Source organism: Paraburkholderia sp. BGA-UO-ETr-F12, assembly GCF_059567945.1.
In genome coordinates, this window is record NZ_JCAQOZ010000061.1 from 17,243 (window position 1) to 37,211 (window position 19,969).

Below are 19,969 nucleotides of genomic sequence, written 5' to 3' on the forward strand. Positions count from 1 at the left end.
GTATGACGAAGTCGAAAAGCGACACCCGCCGCTCGGACTAATATAGCGGGCACAGGGTAATTGTAGTCATCCCGGGCCGCCCGACCGCACTGCTATGATAGGCGCCCTCTGAAGGAGCCCAACCATGCCTGAACTCACTCATTTCGACGCCGCCGGCCAGGCGCATATGGTGGACGTCGGCGGCAAGCAGGAGACCAAACGCATCGCCGTCGCGCGTGGCTCGATCCGCATGCTGCCGGAGACCTTTGCGCTAATCCGCGACGGCAACGCCAAGAAGGGCGACGTGATCGGCATCGCACGCATCGCCGCGATTCAAGGCTCGAAGCGCACTGCCGATCTGATCCCGCTATGTCATCCGCTCGCGCTCACGCGAGTCAAGGTGGACTTCGATCTCGATGAAAAACTGCCCGGTGTGCATTGCACGGTGCAGGTGGAGACGCTGGGGCGTACGGGTGTGGAGATGGAAGCGCTGACCGCGGTGCAGGTGGGGCTGCTGACCGTGTACGACATGTGCAAGGCGGTGGATCGCGGCATGACGATCACCGATGTGAAGGTGCTGGAGAAGCACGGCGGGAAGTCGGGGGACTGGGTGGCGGGTTGACGACGGCCAAGGTCATCGCCCCGCTGCACCTCTTAAGCTGCGGCTACGGCACGGCTGCGCAGCGCGCAGCCGGCCTGAATCATCGTCAATCGTCGTCGCTGTCGTCGTCCTGATTGACGTCGCTCGGCGGCATGCCGTAGCGCTTGACCAGCTCCGTCTTGAAACCGGTCAGCGTCTTCTGCTCGTCGCACAGCTCGTACAGATAGGCCAATTGCGACGGCCAGTCCTTCAACTCCTGAGCAAAGATCTTCAGGCGCTCGACCGTGTCGTATGCGCCCGCCGTATCGCCGCTCAGAGCCTGGAGCACCGCATACCGGCGCAGCACGGTTTCACCCGGCAGCAACGCGATCGCCTGTTTATGCATGGCGAGCTTGTGTTGCAGATTCATCGAATTCATCGGCTCGAGGGTCGCCATGCCGTACTCGCCCCACGCCTGGAACAGGAACGACGGATCCGCCCGATACTGCTCGGCTGGACGCGAGCCGTAATACAGCACCTCGGCACGGGCGTAGTCGCGATACACCGGATACAGCGCAGCGATGCCGCCGAACACGATGACGGCAAACGCACCGAACGACAGGCGCGCCGGCACTAGGCGCAGCGACCGCGTCTCGAGCAAGCCGAACACGAACATCGCCGGCAGCAGGAAGAACATGTACTGCTGCGGATATTCGACCAGTGCATGCATGACCAGCACGCCGATCAGCGCGATGCCAAATACACGAGCGGCGTTTTGCGGCGCGCGAACCACGCGCACGAGCCACGTGATCAGGCCGAACAGCACGATGGCGAGACCGATCAAACCGGTTTTCGCGAGCAGGTCGATGAAGATGTCGTGCGAATTATTGGCAATCTCGACACCGCCCAGCGATTTCACATACTCGAACTGGTAACTCGGAAACTCGCCCCAGCCGACCCCCAGCAGCGGATGCGTCCTGAACATCGTCCAGCCGTATTTCCACAGCGCAAGGCGCGGCGCGATCTGGCCGGCGTCCTTGAACCGATCCGCCGCGGACTGCGCGAGTTCCAGGTGATAGTGGACATTGGCCCACCGAACCAGCGCATTGACGACGAAGAACAGCACCGCCAACGCAATCGGAATCAGCCATTCGCGATTGCTGCGGCGCAGAAGCGGCTGACTACGCGTTTGCGCGAAAGCCATCCAGAAACCCGCGATCACGATTACGCCCATCTGCAGCCACGGGCCGCGCGACACGGTCAGCGCGAGGCCGACGGAAAAAACCGTCGACACGAGCAGCCAGATGCTGATGGCAAGGCGGCGTGTCTGCACGAGGAACAGCGCGCCCGCCATCGCGAACGAGATATAGGTGGCGAGATGGTTCGCCTGCGCCATGTTGCCGAACGGCCGACGCTCGACGAGCACGTTATAGGCGACAACCAGCGGCGACACACGCGCCTCGAGGTGAAACAACTGGATCACCTGGCAGAACACCGCAAACAGGCCGCCAACAATCAACGCCCCGGCAACCCAGCGCAGCGCCGTTTCGTTCAGCTTGACGCGCGTGAAGCCGTAGCCGGCGTGCGTCGCCATCAACGCGGCGAGCAGGTACCCGCCGCCAAGCCAGTTCATCGACGGCTGCGAGACCGGCAGCAGCACCGACTGCGCCACCAGCACCAGCCCGAACAGCAACGGCACGAGCGCGACCATCGGCGACGCGAACGTGACGCGCGGCCTGGCCGTCGAGACCAGCAGCACCACACCCGCACCCATCAATAGATACAGCGCGAGCGCCGTGAATTCAGCGTAGAAGGTCGGAATCGGATACGTATGGCCGACGACTGCATAAGGCAGCACCAACGCAAGAGACAACAGAATGAGAGACAGGTAGCGCGCAAATGGGGTGGGCATCGAATAACCGGAGGGCGTCAGCAACCGGCGCACTATACAAAAAAATCCTCCTGCTGTGCGCCGGCTGGGCTGAAATATCCCGGAAATCAGTGTTTTACGTTCGGATAACAACTCCCCGATCGTCCACCCGCCTGCTTACGAACGGCACTCCGGTGGTGCAAGATTCGACGGCAGCGATGGCGCATCGACTGGCGAGGGCCCGGCGCCAGGAGCCGGTAGCGAGGAGGCCGTTTTGCCGCCGCTGAAACACTCCCAGGTGACGGCGCCCACCTGCGCGACGCCCTTGCTCAGGGCGACCCGCGCAGTCGGCGCCTCGGCGTTATCGGGCACCGATGGCACAAGCGTCAGCGTGTTCGAACCGGCGGGCGCAACGCGCGTCGAGAATGCGACAGTGATCTGGCCGGTGTCGTCATCGACATGAATGGATTCGACATTACGAGTAGCAGGCGGCGACGCGTAGCCCCCACCGAACGCATTGCCGCTGGCTGCGTTTTCGGACACCGCAAGCCGCGCGGATGAGGCGAGCGAGAGACCCTCGCCCACTCTGCTGCGGGCCAGGTAGTCCTGATACGCCGGAATCGCATAAGCCGCGATGACGCCGACGATCGCAAGCACGATCATCAACTCGATCAGCGTGAAACCGACGCTGAAGCAGCGGCACGCGCGAACGAGCGGCACAACCCAGCGCGCCCGTTCGAATGCGCGCCGCGGGGACAGCGTGGACTGTGAATAAGGGGAGTACGGCAAAGTAACGATCATCGGCAAGCTCCTGAAACGAAAAACGCCTGCCCCTCGAATCGGGGACAGGCGTTTCAATCGTAGCCAGCGGAGCCTGTTCCACACAGTCAGCCAGATGGCTAACGCTGCGCTAGCATCGCGTCATGGCTTGCGGGTCAGGCGGCCGCGCCCTTCGCGTTGCGGCGCTTGAGCAGGTAACCAAGGATCACGACGAACAGCGCGCCGGCAATGCTCATGCCGTATTCGGCCGCCGGCGTATCGAGGATCGGCCAACGGTCGCCGGCCGGGTCATTGATGATCAGGCCGCCCGCGATCCAGCCCAGCAGCGCCGCGCCGAGCGTGATAACGATAGGAAAGCGGTCGAGCAGTTTCAGCACGAGCTGGCTGCCCCACACAATCAACGGAATACTCACCAGCAGCCCGAAAATCACCAGCGCGAGACGATGCTCGGGATCGGCCGCCTCGGCCGCGCCGGCAATCGCGATCACGTTGTCGAGGCTCATCACCGCATCCGCGATGATGATGGTCTTGATCGCCGAGATGAGCTTGTCGGCCGGTTTCACGTTCTCATGGGCGTCATGCGCGGGCGCCATCAGACGTACGCCGATCCACAACAGCAGCAGGCCGCCCGCGAACTTCAGCAACGGCACGTCGAGCAGTACCACGGCAAACGCGATCAGCGCGACGCGCAGCACAATCGCGCCGGCCGTGCCCCACAACACGCCCTTGGTCCGCTGCGCGGGCGGGAGATTGCGGCAAGCGAGCGCGATCACAACGGCGTTATCGCCACCCAGCAGGATGTCGATGACGATGATCTGGATGACTGCGCCCCAATGGAGGGTGGCGAAGAACTCGAGCATGAAAGGAAGAATAAGAAGGAATCGGACACGCAGCCAACAAAAAAGCGGGGGAGTTGAAAACTCCCCCGCTTTTTAGGACTGCACGCTTACGAAAGGATCTCGTAAGCGTATCAAAAAACGCGCTGTGCGAGCCGCGAATTTTGATTTACAGCATCGCCTTCAGAAGACGCGCCATTTCCGACGGGTTCTTCGTAACCTTGATGCCGCATGCGTCCATGATTTCCAGCTTGGCTTCAGCCGTGTCCGCACCGCCCGAGATCAGCGCGCCGGCGTGGCCCATGCGCTTGCCCGGAGGCGCCGTGACACCGGCGATAAAGCCGACCACCGGCTTCTTCATGTTGTCCTTGATCCACTCAGCAGCGTTCGCTTCGTCCGGACCGCCGATCTCGCCGATCATGATGACGGCGTCCGTTTCCGGATCGTCGTTGAACATCTTCATCACGTCGATGTGCTTCAGACCGTTGATCGGGTCGCCGCCGATACCGACCGCCGACGACTGGCCAAGGCCGATCGCCGTCAACTGGCCGACTGCTTCATACGTCAGCGTGCCCGAACGCGACACGACGCCGATGCGGCCCTTGCGGTGGATGTGACCCGGCATGATGCCGATCTTCAGTTCGTCCGGCGTGATCGTGCCCGGGCAGTTCGGTCCGAGCAGCAGCGTCTTGCTGTTCTTCGCGCGCATGCGTGCCTTGAGCTCGATCATGTCACGGACAGGAATGCCTTCCGTGATGCAGATTGCGAGATCCAGGTCGGCTTCGACGGCTTCCCAGATGGCAGCAGCAGCGCCTGCCGGCGGAACGTAAATCACCGACACGGTCGCGCCCGTTTCAGCCTTGGCTTCAGCGACGCTAGCGTAGATAGGAATGCCTTCGAAATCTTCGCCGGCCTTCTTCGGGTTCACGCCTGCAACGTACGCTTCGCGGCCGTTTGCATATTCACGGCAAGCACGCGTGTGGAACTGACCGGTCTTGCCGGTAATGCCCTGCGTGATGACCTTGGTGTCTTTGTTAATCAGAATCGACATGTATTGACCTCTGTTCGTTTGGCGTCGCGGTGGTGCGTGGCGCGGCGGGATGTTCTTCGCCCGCGCCGCTCATGCATCACACACGCGCCGCCATTCGTAATCCTGGTAAACGCGCTTGGGGTTTGGCTTACGCCTTGCCCGCAGCGGCCGCGACGACCTTCTGAGCCGCTTCTTCCATGCTGTCTGCCGCAATGATCGGCAGGCCGGATTCAGCCAGCATCTTCTTGCCCAGGTCTTCGTTCGTGCCCTTCATGCGGACCACGAGCGGCACCTTCAGCGACACGGCCTTCGACGCCGCGATCACGCCTTCCGCGATCACGTCGCAGCGCATGATGCCACCGAAAATGTTGACCAGAATCGCGGTCAGGTTCGGGTTCTTCAGCATGATCTTGAACGCTTCCGTGACCTTCTCGGTCGTGGCGCCACCGCCCACGTCCAGGAAGTTCGCCGGTTCGCCGCCGAACAGCTTGATGGTGTCCATCGTTGCCATTGCGAGGCCTGCGCCGTTCACGAGGCAGCCGATGTTGCCGTCGAGCGAGATGTAGGCGAGGTCGAACTTCGACGCTTCGACTTCAGCCGGATCTTCTTCGTCCAGATCGCGGTACGCGACGATTTCCGGGTGACGGAACAGTGCGTTCGAATCGAAGTTGAATTTCGCGTCCAACGCGATGACCTTGCCGTCGCCGGTCAGGATCAGCGGGTTGATTTCGGCCAGCGATGCGTCGGTTTCCCAGAATGCCTTGTACAGGCCTTGCAGGATCGCGCGTGCTTGCGGCAGCGAAGCGGCGGGCACGCCGATCTTCGTTGCCAGCTCGTCGGCTTCGGCGTCTTTCAGACCGGTCGACGGATCGACGGCGATCTTGTGGATCAACTCAGGCGTCTTTTCCGCGACTTCTTCGACGTCCATGCCGCCTTCGCTCGATGCCATCACGACGATCTTCTGCGAAACGCGATCGATCACGAGGCCGACATACAGTTCCTTCTTGATGTCAGCGCCTTCTTCGATCAGCAGGCGATTCACCTTCTGGCCTTCCGGACCGGTCTGGTGCGTGACGAGCTGCATGCCGAGGATCTGTTCCGAATACTCGCGAACCTGATCCAGCGACTTGGCGACCTTCACGCCGCCGCCCTTGCCACGGCCACCCGCGTGGATCTGAGCCTTCACGACCCATACCGGGCCGCCGAGCTCTTGCGCGGCCTTGACCGCATCATCCACCGAGAAGACCGGCTTGCCGCGCGGTACCGCGACGCCGAATTTCCGCAGGATTTCCTTACCCTGGTACTCGTGAATCTTCATGCGTGATTCCCTTCAGTCTGAGAGTTGGATTGAACATCGTTTCCGCTGCCGTCGTTCATGCCGGACGCGTTGCCGCCCTCGCCTGTCTGGCGGGCTGCCCCGGCGCCTGACGATGCCGCGCGATCCGCTGTATACGGAGCGCGGCCATACCAGCGCGGATAAAACTGTTGCACCGCCTCGCCGTCGAAACGCAGCGCGTGGCAGCGTCCCAGCTGGAATGGCGGTTTATCGTTGGAATGCTCGTCTTTGCTTTGCGACGAGCCGTTCCCTGAACCCGTCTCCGCGCCCGGCGTGCCTTCATTGGTGTTCCACACGTCGCCGGCGAATGCCTGGATTGCAGCGGTCGGCAGGAGTGCGCACAACTCGGTGAGATGCGTGCAACCAGCCGTGCCGGCCAGCAAACGGGCGGCATCGCGACGGAAGTTGTTGAACAGATTGAGCCCGATGAGGGCACGGTAGGCGGGATTGCTGGCTTGGCACAACCCTGGATAGGGCACCCAGTCGGACGACGCTTCGGCGTCGACGACATTGAGCTTGCGATCGATGGTGATGCGAAGCCAGAGTTCATGGATCGGCTGACCATTGGGCCGGACGCCCGACGCAAGCACCACATCACGCGGTTTTTCGTCGGTCAAGCACGCTTCCACATCCCACAGGCCATCGGCTCGCTCATAGGCTTCCGCTCTGATTGCGCGACGGTGGCGCAACTGACGGGACACTGGCGGGGAGAGCGGCATGCGGGAAGGAAAGGCCGGATTGGAAAACCCCCGGATTTTAGCATACTGGGTATTTGGGACAGCGCGGAACGCGCAGGGCCGCACCGCGAGCCGGGGCGCACGACGGACGCTATCTCAAAGTGGGGCTACTCGCCGCTCCACTCCTCGTCGAACCCTTTGAGAATTTTGCCGATGGTTGCCCCCGAAAACCCGCGCGACGCCAGAAAGCGCGCCTGCCTCGCCCGCTCGGCGGCGGTTTCCGGAAGCCGGTCGAATTTCTTCCGCCAGACGGCCTGAGCGCGAGCCAGTTCGGTTTCGCGCAGCTGCGCACTCGCTTCTTCGACCAGTGTTTGGTCCACTGCATGCTGCTTCAATTCGCCGACAATCCGGCTCGCGCCCAAACGCGACGAGCGCCGATGGATCAGGCTTTCCGCAAAGCGCGAATCGGATAGCCAGTTTTCGGCTTCCAGTGAATCGAGCAAGGTATCGAGCGAATCGGTTTCCTCGACGAACGGCTTGAGCTTGCGCGCGAGTTCGGTGCGGCTGTATTCACGCCGGGACAGATAGCCGAGCGCACGTCCTTTTAGCGAACGGGCTGGGCGTTGGGATTTTTTTGCATCGTCCTGGCCTGGCTTCGCCTCGCCGGGTGTGCGGCGCGAGCGGCTGTAGGTGGTTTCGGACGGGTCCGCTGCAGCTTGGGCGGAGGAATCGGGCCGCGACTGGCGGCCCTCTGCGCGATCGTGGGCGTCGAATGACTCGAAAGGATCGAACGGATCAAACGGATCGCGCGGATCATCGTCACCGACACGCGGGCCGTCCGCGTTGCGTCCAGCGTTAGCAGCATTGGACAGCGGCCGGCCCTTGCGTATCACGTGCGGGTTACTCTTCTTCGTCTGCGACTTCAGCGCCTGCGCCGGTCACCGCTTCCGCCATGGCATTCACGCCCAGCGATTCACGGATACGGTTCTCGATCTCGCGGGCAATGTCCGGATTCTCACGCAGGAATTCACGTGCATTGTCCTTGCCCTGACCAATACGTTCGCCGTTGTAGCTGTACCAGGCACCGGCCTTGTCGACGATTTTTGCTTGCACGCCGAGGTCGATGATTTCGCCCTGACGGGAAATGCCTTCGCCGTACAGAATGTCGAAAATCGCTTCACGGAACGGCGGCGCAACCTTGTTCTTCACCACCTTCACGCGCGTTTCGTTACCGATCACTTCGTCGTTCTTCTTGATCGAACCGATCCGGCGAATGTCGAGGCGCACCGACGCGTAAAACTTCAGCGCGTTACCACCCGTGGTGGTTTCCGGATTGCCGAACATCACACCGATCTTCATACGGATCTGATTGATGAAGATCACGAGGCAGTTCGTGCGCTTGATCGTACCGGTGAGCTTGCGCAGCGCTTGCGACATCAGACGCGCTTGCAGACCCGGCAGCGAGTCGCCCATTTCGCCTTCGATTTCGGCCTTCGGCACGAGTGCCGCGACCGAGTCGATCACGATCATGTCGATCGAGCCCGAGCGCACCAGTGCGTCGGCAATCTCGAGTGCCTGTTCGCCGGTATCCGGCTGCGAAACCAGCAGGTCGCTGACGTTCACGCCGAGCTTGCCCGCGTACTGGATATCCAGCGCGTGTTCCGCGTCGATAAACGCTGCCGTGCCGCCGAGCTTCTGCATTTCGGCGACGACTTGCAGCGTCAGCGTGGTTTTACCGGACGATTCCGGGCCATAAATTTCGACCACACGGCCACGCGGCAAACCGCCGACGCCCAACGCGATGTCGAGGCCGAGCGATCCGGTTGAGACCACCTGGATATCTTCGACCGCCTCACCTGCGCCGAGCCGCATGACCGACCCTTTGCCGAACTGCTTTTCGATCTGCGCGAGTGCGGCAGCCAGTGCCTTGCTCTTTTCAGCAGTCAGTCCAGCCGAGCCTTTCTTGCTTTCTTCCATGAATCGTCCTTTGCTATGATGAACGGCGTCTGAGGCAGATGTGCCGCCCTTTTTAGCGGACCGCACACGAAACCCAGACACTGTATAAAAAAACAGTAGTTTTGGCAAGCGCGATTCTCATGCGAACGCGCATTTTTACCGTCGCGCTGCCCAACTACCCACAATAATTTTCGGAGACCGCTGTGCGCCGGGGAAACATCCCACGGTGCCGGCAAGGCCAGGTTGGCGCACCATGCGAATTCTGATTGCCGAAGACGACAGCATACTCGCGGACGGTCTGGTTCGATCACTCCGCCAATCGGCCTATGCCGTCGATCATGTGAAGAGCGGCGTCGAGGCCGACACCGCCCTATCCATGCAAACTTTCGACCTGCTGATCCTCGATCTGGGCCTGCCGCGCATGTCGGGGCTCGAGGTGCTGCGCCGCCTGCGCGCCCGCAATTCGAACCTGCCGGTGCTCATTCTGACTGCCGCTGACAGCGTCGACGAACGCGTCAAGGGCCTCGATCTCGGCGCCGACGATTACATGGCCAAGCCCTTCGCCCTGAACGAGCTCGAGGCGCGCGTGCGCGCGCTGACCCGACGCGGCGCGGGCGGCGGCCCGACCGTAGTGCGGCACGGTTCGCTGTCGTTCGATCAGGTGGGCCGGATCGCCTACGTCAACGAACTGGTGATCGACCTGTCGGCGCGTGAACTAGGTCTGCTCGAAGTGCTGCTGCAAAGGATCGGGCGGCTGGTATCGAAGGAACAACTGGTCGACCATCTGTGCGAATGGGGCGAGGAAGTCAGCAATAACGCAATCGAAGTCTACGTGCACCGGTTGCGCAAGAAGATCGAGCCGAGCGGCGTGCGCATCATCACCGTGCGCGGCCTCGGGTATTGCCTCGAGAAAGCCGCCCAGCCTTCTAACGTCAGCGCCGGCGCGCTCGCGCCGCCCGGTTCCGCCGAGCCCGAACCACCGGCATCGCCGCCGTCGGCCGCGATGCCGGCGAGTCATCACTACAAATAGAGAGCCCCCATGTCCGCACGCGCAGACCGCGCCACGGCGCACGCGGCGGACCTCGACGAAGCGCGCGACGAGCGCTACGCCAATCCGTTCGCCCCGCCCGACGAGACCGAAGCCGCTGCTGAAGCGCGCCCACGTTCGCTGTTCGGCGAAATTCTCGACTGGATGCTGGCGCCGCTCCTGCTGCTTTGGCCAATGAGCCTCGCGATCACTTACCTGGTCGCCAAGTCGATCGCCAACGGTCCGTTCGACCGCGCGCTCGAAACCGACGCCTACGTGCTAGCTCGCCAGATTCATCCGATCAATGGCGTGGCGGAGCTGTCGCTGCCCGATTCCACCCGCGACTTTCTGCGCGCCGACAATGTCGACAGCGTGTTCTATCAGGTGCTCGGCACGCGCGGCGAACTGGTGGGCGGCGAGCGCGACATGCCGCTGCCGCACGAGGAAGACCGGCCGCCGCCGGGCCTCGTCGAATTCCGTGACGACGTGCTGCGCGGCAACGATATCCGCGTCGCCTATACGACCGTCGAGTTTCCGCAGACGCCCGGCGCGCAGCCGGTGCTGGTACAGGTCGCCGAAACACTCGACAAGCGCAGCCAGCTTGCCAACGACATCATCAAAGGCGTGATCCTGCCGCAATTCGTGATCCTGCCGCTCGCGATCCTGCTGGTGTGGTTCGGCCTGTCGCGCGGACTCGCGCCGCTGCATGCCCTGCAGGCGCATATTCGCGCGCGCCGCCCGGACGATCTGTCGCCGCTTGAAGCGCGCCGCGCGCCGCCGGAAATCGAGCCTCTGGTGACCTCGTTCAACGATCTGCTGACGCGTCTCGAACAAAACATGGAGTTGCAAAAGCGCTTTATCGCCGACGCCGCGCATCAGATGAAAACGCCGCTGGCCGGCCTGCGCACCCAGGCTGAACTGGCGCTGCGCCAGGACGCCTCCGCGGAAGTCCACCGCTCGCTCGAACAGATCGCCACCAGTTCGGAGCATGCGGCGCGCCTCGTCACCCAGTTGCTGGCGCTGGCGCGCGCGGAAAACCGCATGTCGGGCCAGATTTTCACACCCGTCGAGGTGACGGAAGTCGCGCGCAGCGCGGTGCGCGACTGGGTCCAGGCCGCGCTCGCCAAGCAGATGGACCTCGGCTACGAAGCGCCCGAAGAACCGGTCGAAGTGGACGGCAATCCGGTCATGCTGCGCGAAATGTTGTCGAACCTGATCGACAACGCGATCCGCTACACGCCGGCCGGCGGCCGGATCACCGTGCGGGTGCGGCACGACGCGACGGCGCGGCGCGTGCATCTGGAAGTGGAAGACACCGGACTCGGCATTCCGGTGGCCGAACGTCCGCGGGTGGTCGAGCGGTTTTACCGGATTCTCGGTCGCGAAGGCGACGGCAGCGGCCTCGGGCTTGCGATCGTACGCGAGATCACAACCATGCACGGCGGCGAGATGACGATCGACGACAACGTCTACCAAACCTCCCCGCGGCTTGCCGGAACGCTTGTCCGTGTCAGCTTGCACGTGCTCGAACGGGCACAGGACTTACCCTAACGAGGCCAAAAGCACCCATCAGGACCGCCATCATATTGAGATGGCGTTATCAGATTTTGCAAGAACTTAGACGGAAATTACTGCATTTTTGCAGAATTTTATAGCATGCAACCGATACCGACATGTGCCCCTTCCACGTCAGTAGGCCGTAAGTTTCCACTCCAATAATCCGTTTCACGGGAACGCCTTTACCGGCGGACCACGTGTACATATCAATATTGGAGACGACATATGGCTACCGTTGGCGGACAACTCTCCCAGGCGCCGATGACGCACGAAGAGAAGCGGGTGATCTTCGCATCGTCGCTGGGCACGGTTTTCGAGTGGTACGACTTCTATCTGGCCGGTTCACTCGCCATCTTCATCAGCAAGAGCTTCTTCTCCGGCGTCAATCCGACTGCCGCTTTCATCTTCACGCTCCTTAGCTTCGCCGCGGGCTTCGCAGTTCGGCCGTTCGGCGCGATCGTATTCGGCCGCCTTGGAGATATGGTCGGGCGTAAATACACGTTCCTCGTCACGATTGTGATCATGGGGCTGTCGACCTTCCTGGTCGGCTTTTTGCCCGGCTATGCGTCGCTTGGCATTGCGTCGCCAGTGATCTTCATCGCGATGCGGATGCTGCAAGGCCTCGCACTCGGCGGCGAATACGGCGGTGCGGCCACCTACGTCGCGGAGCATGCGCCAGCTGGACGCCGCGGCTTCTACACCGCATGGATCCAGACGACTGCCACGCTCGGCCTGTTCCTCTCGCTGCTGGTGATTCTCGGCGTGCGCACCGCCATGGGCGAAGACACGTTCGCCGCATGGGGCTGGCGCATTCCGTTCATCGCGTCGATCATCCTGCTCGGCGTGTCGGTGTGGATTCGCCTGCAACTGCATGAATCGCCGGTGTTCGAGCGCATCAAGGCCGAAGGCAAAACCTCGAAGGCGCCGCTGACCGAAGCATTTGGCCAGTGGAAGAATCTGAAGATCGTGATCCTCGCGCTGATCGGCCTGACCGCCGGCCAGGCCGTGGTCTGGTACACGGGTCAGTTCTACACGCTGTTCTTCCTGACGCAGACGCTGAAGGTCGACGGCGCGACGGCCAACATCCTGATTGCGATCGCGCTGCTGATCGGCACGCCGTTCTTCCTGTTCTTCGGCTCGCTGTCGGACCGCATCGGCCGCAAACCGATCATCATGGCCGGCCTCCTGCTGGCAGCCTGCACGTACTTCCCGCTGTTCAAGGCGCTGACTCACTACACCAACCCGGCGCTCGAAACGGCCACGGCGAAGTCGCCGATCGTCGTGATCGCCAACCCGGACGAGTGTTCGTTCCAGTTCAACCCGGTCGGCACGGCGAAGTTCACGAGTTCCTGCGACATCGCCAAGAGCGCGCTTTCGAAAGCCGGTTTGAACTACGAGAACGTTGCGGCGCCAGCTGGCACGCTGGCGGAGATCAAGGTCGGCGATACGGTGATCAACACGTATGACGGCAAGGCCGCCGACGCCAAGGACCAAGGCAAGGCGTTCGACAAGACGCTCGCGACCACGCTGAAGACCGCCGGCTATCCGCCGAAGGCCGATCCGTCGCAGATCAACTGGCCGATGAGCGTGGTGATCCTGACGATCATGATGATCTACGTGACGATGGTCTACGGGCCGATTGCGGCAATGCTGGTGGAGATGTTCCCGACGCGCATCCGCTACACCTCGATGTCGCTGCCGTATCACATCGGCAATGGCTGGTTCGGCGGCTTCCTGCCGGCGACCGCCTTCGCGATCGTGGCGGCCAAGGGCAACATCTACTCGGGGCTGTGGTATCCGATTGTGGTCGCGCTCATCACGCTCGTGATCGGCATGCTGTTCGTCAAGGAGACCAAGGACTCGGATATTTACGCCAAGGACTGAAACGCTTGATGGATGGGGCAACTTGAAAAAGTTGCGCGCCGGGGGTTGACAGCCTCCGGCCCTATCCTCATAATCTCGCTTCTTTCGGCGAATTAGCTCAGTTGGTTAGAGCGACGGAATCATAATCCGCAGGTCCGGGGTTCGAGTCCCTGATTCGCCACCAGTTGCAAGAAAAAGCCGCTGATCCACAAGGTCAGCGGCTTTTTTGTTTTGGTCTTCCGTTCGGTCTTCCAAATCGCAACTTCAAGGAGGTTTCTTGATGACATTCCGCACCGCCGCACGTGCCGTAGCTACCGCCGCCGTCGCGCTTCTCGCCGCCGCAGCACCGCTCGCCGCCAACGCCCAAACGCCGACCAGCAGTCAGTGGCGTGCCAGTCCGGCCACACTGTCGACGCTGCTGCAGGACGGCTACAAAATCGTCGCCGTCGTGAACGGCGCCCATGTCGATGGCGGCTCGGCCGATACGATTTTCGTCCAGCGCGATCAGAGCGCCTTCAAGTGCATCGACCCGCAGCAACCGGACGCGAAGTCGAAAACGCCGGCCATGCCGCCGGCCTGCTTCGAGCTGGCCCCGCCGTCCGGCGCGAACGCAGGGTCCGAGGCCAAATAAACACCTGGCCAAATGGCCATAAAAAAAGGAGTCAGCCGAAGCTGACTCCATCAAATGCCACTCCTCGCTTAATCAGCGCGACATCGCCGCTGCCTTAACTCGCCACCCCCATTGCCGGATCGCTGATACTGTCCTTGCCGGTTTCGACACGGCCCGCAAAACGCCGCGTGAAACCGCCCGCCGCGGCCAGCGTGAAGTCATACCAGCCGCCCGCGGCGCTCACCGACCAGTACGGCTCGACCTGCATTCCCGCGGGCACGGCGTAGGTCCACGGACCATCGCTGCGATACGCGTTCGAGGTCACGGTCACGTTGGCCGTCGCATTGCCGGTGTTCATGATCGTCAGATAGACCGCGTTGTTGACGACGTCATAGCAGACCCGCACCTCCGGATTCGGCCCGGTTGCAACTGTCGTCACGCTGCCTTGAAACGACCGATGAAAACCATTCGGCCCGAGCACCCACAGGCTGTAATTGCCCTTATCGTCGGCGAGCGCGGCCCATGAGTCCGATAATTCCTTGCCTGCTTCGACGGTATAGCGGCGCGGCGGCCGGTCGAGGTGCAACTGGTCGTACACATGGAACACCGCGCCCGCCGTGCCGGTATTGCTGAAAATCAGCCAGATCAAACCGTCCTGCACATCGGCATTGGCGCTCACGTGCAGCAGATACGGCAGCGCGCGCGACGGCCGCGACATCAGCACCTGTTGCGGCATCTGCTGGCTCGCCGCCGGCGGCACAGGCACCGCCCCCAAGGCGCTCTGCTGTGTGTTCTGCGCATCGGCCTGAGCCTTGGTCGGCGCGGGCAGCGCCGCCACCGGCGCATCGTTCGGATTGCGAAAGTTGAATGCCGAGGTGAGATCGCCGCATACCGCGCGCCGCCACGGGCTGATGTTGGTCTCGGTCACGCCGAACCGCTGCTCCAGAAAGCGCAGCACCGACGTATGGTCGAACACCTGCGAATTCACCCAGCCGCCCGTGCTCCACGGCGACACCACGAACATCGGCACACGCGGACCCGGCCCAAAACATTGTCCGTCCGGCACGATCGGCGACGAATCGCCGGGCGGGTTGGCCTTCGTGAAATATTCGTACTGCGCGTTGACCGTCGATTTGCCGGCGAACGTGCCGTCGGCATTTTTGCTCGGCGCATCGGGAGGCGGCATGTGATCGAAGAAGCAATCGTTCTCGTCGTAATTGACGAACAGCACGGTCTTGCTCCACACATCCGGGTTGGCCGTCAGCGTGTCGAGCAGCAGTTGCAGGTAGTAAGCGCCCTGCCCCGGCGTCGACGTGCCCGGATGCTCACAGTAGGCCTGCGGCGAAACGATCCAGCTCACCTGCGGCATCTGGCCGGCGGCAATGTCGTCTTTCAGCGACTGGAGGAAACCGCCGTCGGGCATCGTATTGCCGATGCCCTTGTACAACGGCGCCACGGTCTCCAGCGACTGGGTGTACGGCAACAACGGCGAACCCGGCAGCGTCTCGTTCACCTTGCGGTAAGTCGCAAAGCCGGCGAGCGAGTTGTCCGTGTAGTTGTCCGGCATGTTCTGGTAGACCTTCCAGCTCACACCCGCCGCCTGCAGACGTTCGGGATAAGTCGTCCACGTGAGGCCGGTCGCCGATGCGCCGAGGCCGTCCCAGCCGTCGTTGTTGACGACCGGGTTGGAGCCCGCGCTCGCGCCATTGGTGCCGGTCCACAGAAAGATCCGGTTCGAATTCGTGCCGCCATGCAGCGAGCAGTGATAGGCGTCGCAGATCGTGAACGCATTCGCCAGCGCGACATGGAACGGCAGATCGGCCTGCTTCAGATAGCCCATCGACACATCGCCTTTCGCTTTCGGCCACTGTGTCATACGGCCGTTGTCCCACGCCTGATGCGCGTCGGTCCACGAATGCGGGCCGCCGGCCAGCAGCGCGTTGCCCTTGGTGCTGTCGAGGTAAAACGGCAGCACGGTGCGCGTGCCGTCGTTCTGCTGGAACACGGTCGTGCCGCCCGGCTGCGGAATCGTGAAGCGGTCGCTAAAGCCGCGCACGCCCGGCAGCGTGCCGAAGTAATGATCGAACGAGCGGTTCTCCTGCATGAAGATGACGACGTGCTGGACGTCGTTGATGGTGCCGGTCGTGTTGTTCGCGGGAATCGCAAGCGCGCGGCGGATCGCGGGCGGAAACAGGCCGAGCGCGGCAGCGCCCGCGGCGCTGCGCAGGAAGGTACGGCGGTCCAATGAGGTCATGTTTGGCGTGTTGGGATCGTCAGAATCTGTGCGCTTGCCGGGCCGTCGCAGCCAGCGGCTCGACAGGCAGGCGGCAAAGCGCACGCGGCAAACAGCACGTCAGGGCGCGCAGACAAGTTGCGTGTTCTGCAACGGCTGCGCGGCGCTCGCGCCCGATGCGGCGCACGCACCGGAGGCCGGCGCCGCGACGATCGGCACCGGCGCGCTTGCACCGCCCGCGCCGGCCGCCGCGTTGTTCGCGGCGGTGCCGGAGCCGCCCGCACCATTGCTGGTGCTGCTGCTCGATCCGTCGCCGCAGCCCGTCATCGATACGCACAGCGCGCAGAGGGCAGCGGCCGTCAGCAGGCCACGCGTACGACGCAGCCTGCTGCGGATTTGCGCTTGCCGCGCTTCGCCCATCGCCTTCATCTCAGGCGCTTTCGCAAAGGAAACCATCGGGTTCATCGCTGGACTCCGGTCAGTGGGTAAGCGTGGACAACGGCTGGCCCGAACCGAAGATCGACTGCAACTCGGTTTCGGTGACGACACGGGTCCACAGCGCGAGGTCGCCGAACGCCTGTACATCCGGCGGCGTCGCCGCGCATTTGCCGACGGTGTACGGCGGCGTGTCGTTACAGGCATTCATGTAGTAGCGGCCGGTGCCGTCTTCGTTCAGGCCGAACACACCGAGGCCCGGCAGCTTGGCGATGTTGACGCTCAGCGCCTGGCCCAGCACCTTCTGCTCGCCGAGCACCGGATCGAAGATGTAGGCGTTGATCTTCTTCGCTGTGGTGTCGATAGCCAGCGCGAGATAGGTCCACTTGTTGGCGCTGACGTTCAGGCTGTTAATGTCGTTACGCGTGCTGCCGTCGCCGAGATTGAAGCGGATGTTGCAGCTCGTGCTCGAGCCCGGGAACAGGCCGATCGCGATGCCGGCATTGCCGCCCGAGTAGTAGTTCTTGTTCGAGAACACCGGCGTGCCGTTACCCGTGAGATTCGCGCACGAGGTGTAGAACCAGAAGCCGATGGTGAATTGCGCGTGGGTCGTAACGTCGTTGGTCTGCGTGAGCTTGTAGCCATCGAAGCCATTGCTGTCGACCGTATGCGTGTCGATCTGCAAACCCTTGCCGCCGAACGGATCGGTGACCAGCGTGCCGCTATCGGCATCCGCAGCCCACGGCCCCATCGTGCTGGCGTTCAGGCGATCGACCGGCGGCAGCGCACCGAACGGGTAGTAGCTCGACAGACCGTTGGTCAGCGTGGTTGCGAGCGGCGGCGGCGGGGGTGGAGGCGGCGGGGGTTGCACGTACACAACCTGGGTGATCGTCGCGAGCGGCGCGCTGCCGGCCACCACCGTGTAGTTGAACGGGTAGACGCCGGTCGTCGTCAGGCCGAGTTGGCTGTCGGTATAGGTCGCCGTGCCGGCGGGCAGGCTCGCGATCAAGGTGCCGTTGCGCAGCACGCTGATCGCGCCGGTCGCGGGCGCGGTCCACGTCAGCACAAGGCTCGAGTTGTCGCTACCGGTGGTGCCGAGCAGTTGCGATACGGGCGTGGCGCCGATGAACTGGCCGCCGTCGAGCGCATAGGTCGTGGGATCGGGCAGCGCGCCCTTGTAGGCGAGCAGCGTCGGCGTGATGTCGGCGATGCTGGCGCGCGTGTAGAGCGCGGCCATCGTGGTCGGCGCCGTGGCGTTACCGAGGCGCGCATTCGGCGCCTGGTTCAGCGCGATGAAGCTGGTCGACTCGGCCGGCAGCGGTAAGCCGTCGGTGCCGCCGGCCGCGTTCAGACCGTGACTGCTGGTCACGACGATCAGCCAGTTCTCGTTGCTGCGTTTGGCGGTTTCAGCGACCAGCGTGCCGAGCGCGGCATCCAGTTGCGCCAGGGTGCTCGCATAGTTCGCCGACGACAACCCGTCGTTCAGCGCGGCGTCCTGCGCCGAGTGGTATTGCGCGAACACCAGCGAGTAGCCGTTGTCGATCAGGTTCACGCCGTTCTGCGTGACGCAGGCGTCGACCGACGCGCAGTTCACGAGCGTGTCGAGATTGCCGGCATTCTGATCCGGCGTCAGCAAGGCCGCGAGACCGCTCGAATCGACGGCCGCGCCCACCGTGCCGGCGCCCGCGGTCTTGAGCATCTGAAACACCGTGCTGCTATGCGAGGCCTGATTGGGCGCGTCGGAGTTGATCTGGTGACGGTCGGCCCACGTGCCGGTCAGCACGGTCGCCCAGCCCGGCGTATCGAGATTGGGTTGCTGCGACAGCGTGCCGTTGACACCGCCGCTGTACGCGGGCGCCACGTTCAGCTTCGCCAGATTGGGCAGCTTGCCGCCGGCGATCCCCGCGCTCAACGCGCCGTACGTCACGCCGTCGAGTTCGACCAGCAGTATCTTTTTGGCTGCCGGCCCGGCGGACGCCGCCGGTGTGCTGGCCGGCGTACCCGCGCTGGCTTGCGTGTTGCCCGCGCCGTTGCCGGAACCACCGGCGCCGGTTTGCGATGTGCCGCCGCAGCCACTCAGCGCAGCCGTTGCGCCGAGCGCGCCGAGCAGCGCCAGACCGCAGGCGAATTGCACGACGGTGTGCCGTCTCATGTTTGTCCCCTCTCGATGCCGATATGCGCCGGACCATCCGGCGAGTCGTTGCAACGATAGGGACCGCGGGCGACGCGGCTATGTCGTTTTGCGCAAGCTGGCCGATACCGGCATCAGCATTTTTTAGGGACCGCTAAGGGGCGGTTAAGCGGCCACGCCGACGTTGGCCATGAAGGCGGTGATGAGACGTGACCCCGCGCGCGCCTCGAGGTAATACAGATACTCCTGGAGGACCGGCGCGTCGGCGTCCAGCGGCAGTTGACGCAGATCGGGATGCGCCGGCGCTTCGCCAAGCGGCATCAGCGTGCAGCCCATGTTGTGGCGGATCGCTTCGTAGATCGCCTCACGGCTGCCGATTTCGATCAGCCTCGCCGGCACCACGCCGATACGCTTGAGCGCGCCCTCGGTGGCTTCGCGAGTCCGCGAGCCAGGCTCGCGCAGCAGCAGCGTATGGGCGGCAACGTCGGCAAGCTTGACCACTTTCTGTGCGGCCAGCGGATGCCTGCAATGCGCGACGACGACGAGCGGATCGTCGGCAATCGTACGGCGTGCGAAACGCGGATCGTCGACCCGTTGCGACGACACCGCAAGATCGACGCGGAAATCGAGCAACGCATCGAGGATCTGCTGAGAATTGCCGATCTCGACACAAATCTTGACCGCCGGATACTGCCGATGAAACGCCGCGATGGCAGGCAGAATGTAGTAAGGCCCGGTCGCGCCGACCCGCAGATTGCCGGCGGCCAGTTCGCGTTCATTGCGCAGCGTGAAGTCGATATCGCTTTCGGTTTGCTGCATGCGATCGATCAGCGGCATCAATGCGGCGCCGGCGTCGGTCAGATCGAAACGGCTGCCGCGCCGGTGGAACAGCTCGACACCGTATTGTTTTTCCAGTTGCTGGATGCGCGCCGTGATGGTCGGCTGACTGACTTCGAGCCGCTTGGCGGCGGCGGTGACACTGCCCTGCCGGACGGTTTCGTAAAAGGCAACCAGAAGCGGAGCAAGCATGGAAGGCCAAAGGCAAAACTTCCAACTTATTACCGCAACG

At 63.1% G+C, this 19,969-nt stretch carries 17 protein-coding genes and 1 tRNA gene; 6 read left to right on the plus strand and 12 right to left on the minus strand.

Annotated elements, in window-relative coordinates; all coding sequences use genetic code 11:
* Positions 1–124: 124 nt before the first annotated feature.
* The gene (gene moaC / locus AC57B6_RS29260; protein ID WP_046567816.1) at positions 125–601 is read left to right on the plus strand and encodes a cyclic pyranopterin monophosphate synthase MoaC; all 477 of its coding nucleotides are present in this window, start codon (positions 125–127) and stop codon (positions 599–601) included.
* Between the two features lie 85 nt (positions 602–686).
* On the opposite strand, the gene AC57B6_RS29265 is transcribed toward moaC, so the two are convergent.
* The 8 genes from AC57B6_RS29265 to recA form a co-directional block, all read right to left on the minus strand.
* Positions 687–2,471 carry a PglL family O-oligosaccharyltransferase gene (locus AC57B6_RS29265; protein WP_496422680.1) on the minus strand — a complete coding sequence of 595 codons (1,785 nt, stop codon included), beginning with the start codon at positions 2,469–2,471 and terminating at the stop codon, positions 687–689.
* Positions 2,472–2,606: 135 nt separating this feature from the next.
* Positions 2,607–3,230, minus strand: a complete 624-nt coding sequence (locus tag AC57B6_RS29270) for a pilin (RefSeq protein WP_496422681.1) — start codon at positions 3,228–3,230, stop codon at positions 2,607–2,609.
* A gap of 134 nt (positions 3,231–3,364) precedes the next feature.
* Positions 3,365–4,069, minus strand: coding sequence for a TerC family protein (locus AC57B6_RS29275; protein ID WP_153134536.1), 705 nt, complete (start codon positions 4,067–4,069; stop codon positions 3,365–3,367).
* Between the two features lie 145 nt (positions 4,070–4,214).
* Positions 4,215–5,096 carry a succinate--CoA ligase subunit alpha gene (gene sucD / locus AC57B6_RS29280; protein ID WP_030101039.1) on the minus strand — a complete coding sequence of 294 codons (882 nt, stop codon included), beginning with the start codon at positions 5,094–5,096 and terminating at the stop codon, positions 4,215–4,217.
* Positions 5,097–5,223: 127 nt separating this feature from the next.
* Positions 5,224–6,393, minus strand: a complete 1,170-nt coding sequence (gene sucC, locus AC57B6_RS29285; protein WP_028196262.1) for an ADP-forming succinate--CoA ligase subunit beta — start codon at positions 6,391–6,393, stop codon at positions 5,224–5,226.
* Positions 6,390–7,130, minus strand: a complete 741-nt coding sequence (locus AC57B6_RS29290) for a DUF2889 domain-containing protein (protein ID WP_030101038.1) — start codon at positions 7,128–7,130, stop codon at positions 6,390–6,392. The genes sucC and AC57B6_RS29290 overlap by 4 nt, the downstream gene beginning before the upstream one ends.
* A 125-nt stretch (positions 7,131–7,255) precedes the next feature.
* Positions 7,256–7,981, minus strand: coding sequence for a recombination regulator RecX (gene recX / locus AC57B6_RS29295; protein WP_474633920.1), 726 nt, complete (start codon positions 7,979–7,981; stop codon positions 7,256–7,258).
* A gap of 7 nt (positions 7,982–7,988) precedes the next feature.
* Positions 7,989–9,065, minus strand: coding sequence for a recombinase RecA (gene recA / locus AC57B6_RS29300; RefSeq protein WP_028196265.1), 1,077 nt, complete (start codon positions 9,063–9,065; stop codon positions 7,989–7,991).
* Between the two features lie 232 nt (positions 9,066–9,297).
* Between recA and AC57B6_RS29305 the strand changes: the two genes are divergently transcribed.
* From AC57B6_RS29305 to AC57B6_RS29325, 5 genes are all read left to right on the plus strand, one after another.
* Positions 9,298–10,074, plus strand: a complete 777-nt coding sequence (locus tag AC57B6_RS29305) for a response regulator transcription factor (protein WP_028196266.1) — start codon at positions 9,298–9,300, stop codon at positions 10,072–10,074.
* Positions 10,075–10,083: 9 nt separating this feature from the next.
* On the plus strand, positions 10,084–11,622 hold the full coding sequence (locus tag AC57B6_RS29310; RefSeq protein ID WP_028196267.1) for a sensor histidine kinase: 1,539 nt from the start codon (positions 10,084–10,086) through the stop codon (positions 11,620–11,622).
* 231 nt (positions 11,623–11,853) lie between these two features.
* Positions 11,854–13,512, plus strand: a complete 1,659-nt coding sequence (locus AC57B6_RS29315; protein WP_046567805.1) for an MFS transporter — start codon at positions 11,854–11,856, stop codon at positions 13,510–13,512.
* An 86-nt stretch (positions 13,513–13,598) separates the two neighbouring features.
* Positions 13,599–13,675: transfer RNA gene (locus AC57B6_RS29320), tRNA-Met, on the plus strand.
* Positions 13,676–13,771: 96 nt separating this feature from the next.
* On the plus strand, positions 13,772–14,122 hold the full coding sequence (locus AC57B6_RS29325) for a hypothetical protein (protein ID WP_030101013.1): 351 nt from the start codon (positions 13,772–13,774) through the stop codon (positions 14,120–14,122).
* 94 nt (positions 14,123–14,216) lie between these two features.
* Here AC57B6_RS29325 and AC57B6_RS29330 read toward each other — a convergent pair whose 3' ends face one another.
* The 4 genes from AC57B6_RS29330 to AC57B6_RS29345 form a co-directional block, all read right to left on the minus strand.
* A complete protein-coding gene (locus AC57B6_RS29330) occupies positions 14,217–16,355 on the minus strand; it encodes a phosphocholine-specific phospholipase C (RefSeq protein WP_496422682.1) in 2,139 nt (712 codons plus the stop codon).
* 99 nt (positions 16,356–16,454) lie between these two features.
* Positions 16,455–16,799 carry a hypothetical protein gene (locus AC57B6_RS29335; RefSeq protein ID WP_244207557.1) on the minus strand — a complete coding sequence of 115 codons (345 nt, stop codon included), beginning with the start codon at positions 16,797–16,799 and terminating at the stop codon, positions 16,455–16,457.
* A 13-nt stretch (positions 16,800–16,812) separates the two neighbouring features.
* Positions 16,813–18,921, minus strand: a complete 2,109-nt coding sequence (locus AC57B6_RS29340) for a LamG-like jellyroll fold domain-containing protein (RefSeq protein WP_496422683.1) — start codon at positions 18,919–18,921, stop codon at positions 16,813–16,815.
* A 144-nt stretch (positions 18,922–19,065) separates the two neighbouring features.
* The gene (locus AC57B6_RS29345) at positions 19,066–19,929 is read right to left on the minus strand and encodes a LysR substrate-binding domain-containing protein (RefSeq protein ID WP_028196337.1); all 864 of its coding nucleotides are present in this window, start codon (positions 19,927–19,929) and stop codon (positions 19,066–19,068) included.
* Positions 19,930–19,969: the final 40 nt, after the last annotated feature.

Bases quoted from the DNA above. Each gene is read 5' to 3' on its own strand.
- sucD (WP_030101039.1), bottom strand. From the start codon at position 5,096: ATGTCGATTCTGATTAACAAAGACACCAAGGTCATCACGCAGGGCATT.
- AC57B6_RS29335 (WP_244207557.1), bottom strand. From the start codon at position 16,799: ATGAACCCGATGGTTTCCTTTGCGAAAGCGCCTGAGATGAAGGCGATG.
- AC57B6_RS29275 (WP_153134536.1), bottom strand. From the start codon at position 4,069: ATGCTCGAGTTCTTCGCCACCCTCCATTGGGGCGCAGTCATCCAGATC.
- AC57B6_RS29315 (WP_046567805.1), top strand. From the start codon at position 11,854: ATGGCTACCGTTGGCGGACAACTCTCCCAGGCGCCGATGACGCACGAA.
- AC57B6_RS29305 (WP_028196266.1), top strand. From the start codon at position 9,298: ATGCGAATTCTGATTGCCGAAGACGACAGCATACTCGCGGACGGTCTG.
- moaC (WP_046567816.1), top strand. From the start codon at position 125: ATGCCTGAACTCACTCATTTCGACGCCGCCGGCCAGGCGCATATGGTG.
- AC57B6_RS29325 (WP_030101013.1), top strand. From the start codon at position 13,772: ATGACATTCCGCACCGCCGCACGTGCCGTAGCTACCGCCGCCGTCGCG.
- AC57B6_RS29345 (WP_028196337.1), bottom strand. From the start codon at position 19,929: ATGCTTGCTCCGCTTCTGGTTGCCTTTTACGAAACCGTCCGGCAGGGC.
- AC57B6_RS29340 (WP_496422683.1), bottom strand. From the start codon at position 18,921: ATGAGACGGCACACCGTCGTGCAATTCGCCTGCGGTCTGGCGCTGCTC.
- AC57B6_RS29310 (WP_028196267.1), top strand. From the start codon at position 10,084: ATGTCCGCACGCGCAGACCGCGCCACGGCGCACGCGGCGGACCTCGAC.
- AC57B6_RS29330 (WP_496422682.1), bottom strand. From the start codon at position 16,355: ATGACCTCATTGGACCGCCGTACCTTCCTGCGCAGCGCCGCGGGCGCT.
- AC57B6_RS29270 (WP_496422681.1), bottom strand. From the start codon at position 3,230: ATGATCGTTACTTTGCCGTACTCCCCTTATTCACAGTCCACGCTGTCC.
- AC57B6_RS29265 (WP_496422680.1), bottom strand. From the start codon at position 2,471: ATGCCCACCCCATTTGCGCGCTACCTGTCTCTCATTCTGTTGTCTCTT.
- sucC (WP_028196262.1), bottom strand. From the start codon at position 6,393: ATGAAGATTCACGAGTACCAGGGTAAGGAAATCCTGCGGAAATTCGGC.
- recA (WP_028196265.1), bottom strand. From the start codon at position 9,065: ATGGAAGAAAGCAAGAAAGGCTCGGCTGGACTGACTGCTGAAAAGAGC.
- AC57B6_RS29290 (WP_030101038.1), bottom strand. From the start codon at position 7,130: ATGCCGCTCTCCCCGCCAGTGTCCCGTCAGTTGCGCCACCGTCGCGCA.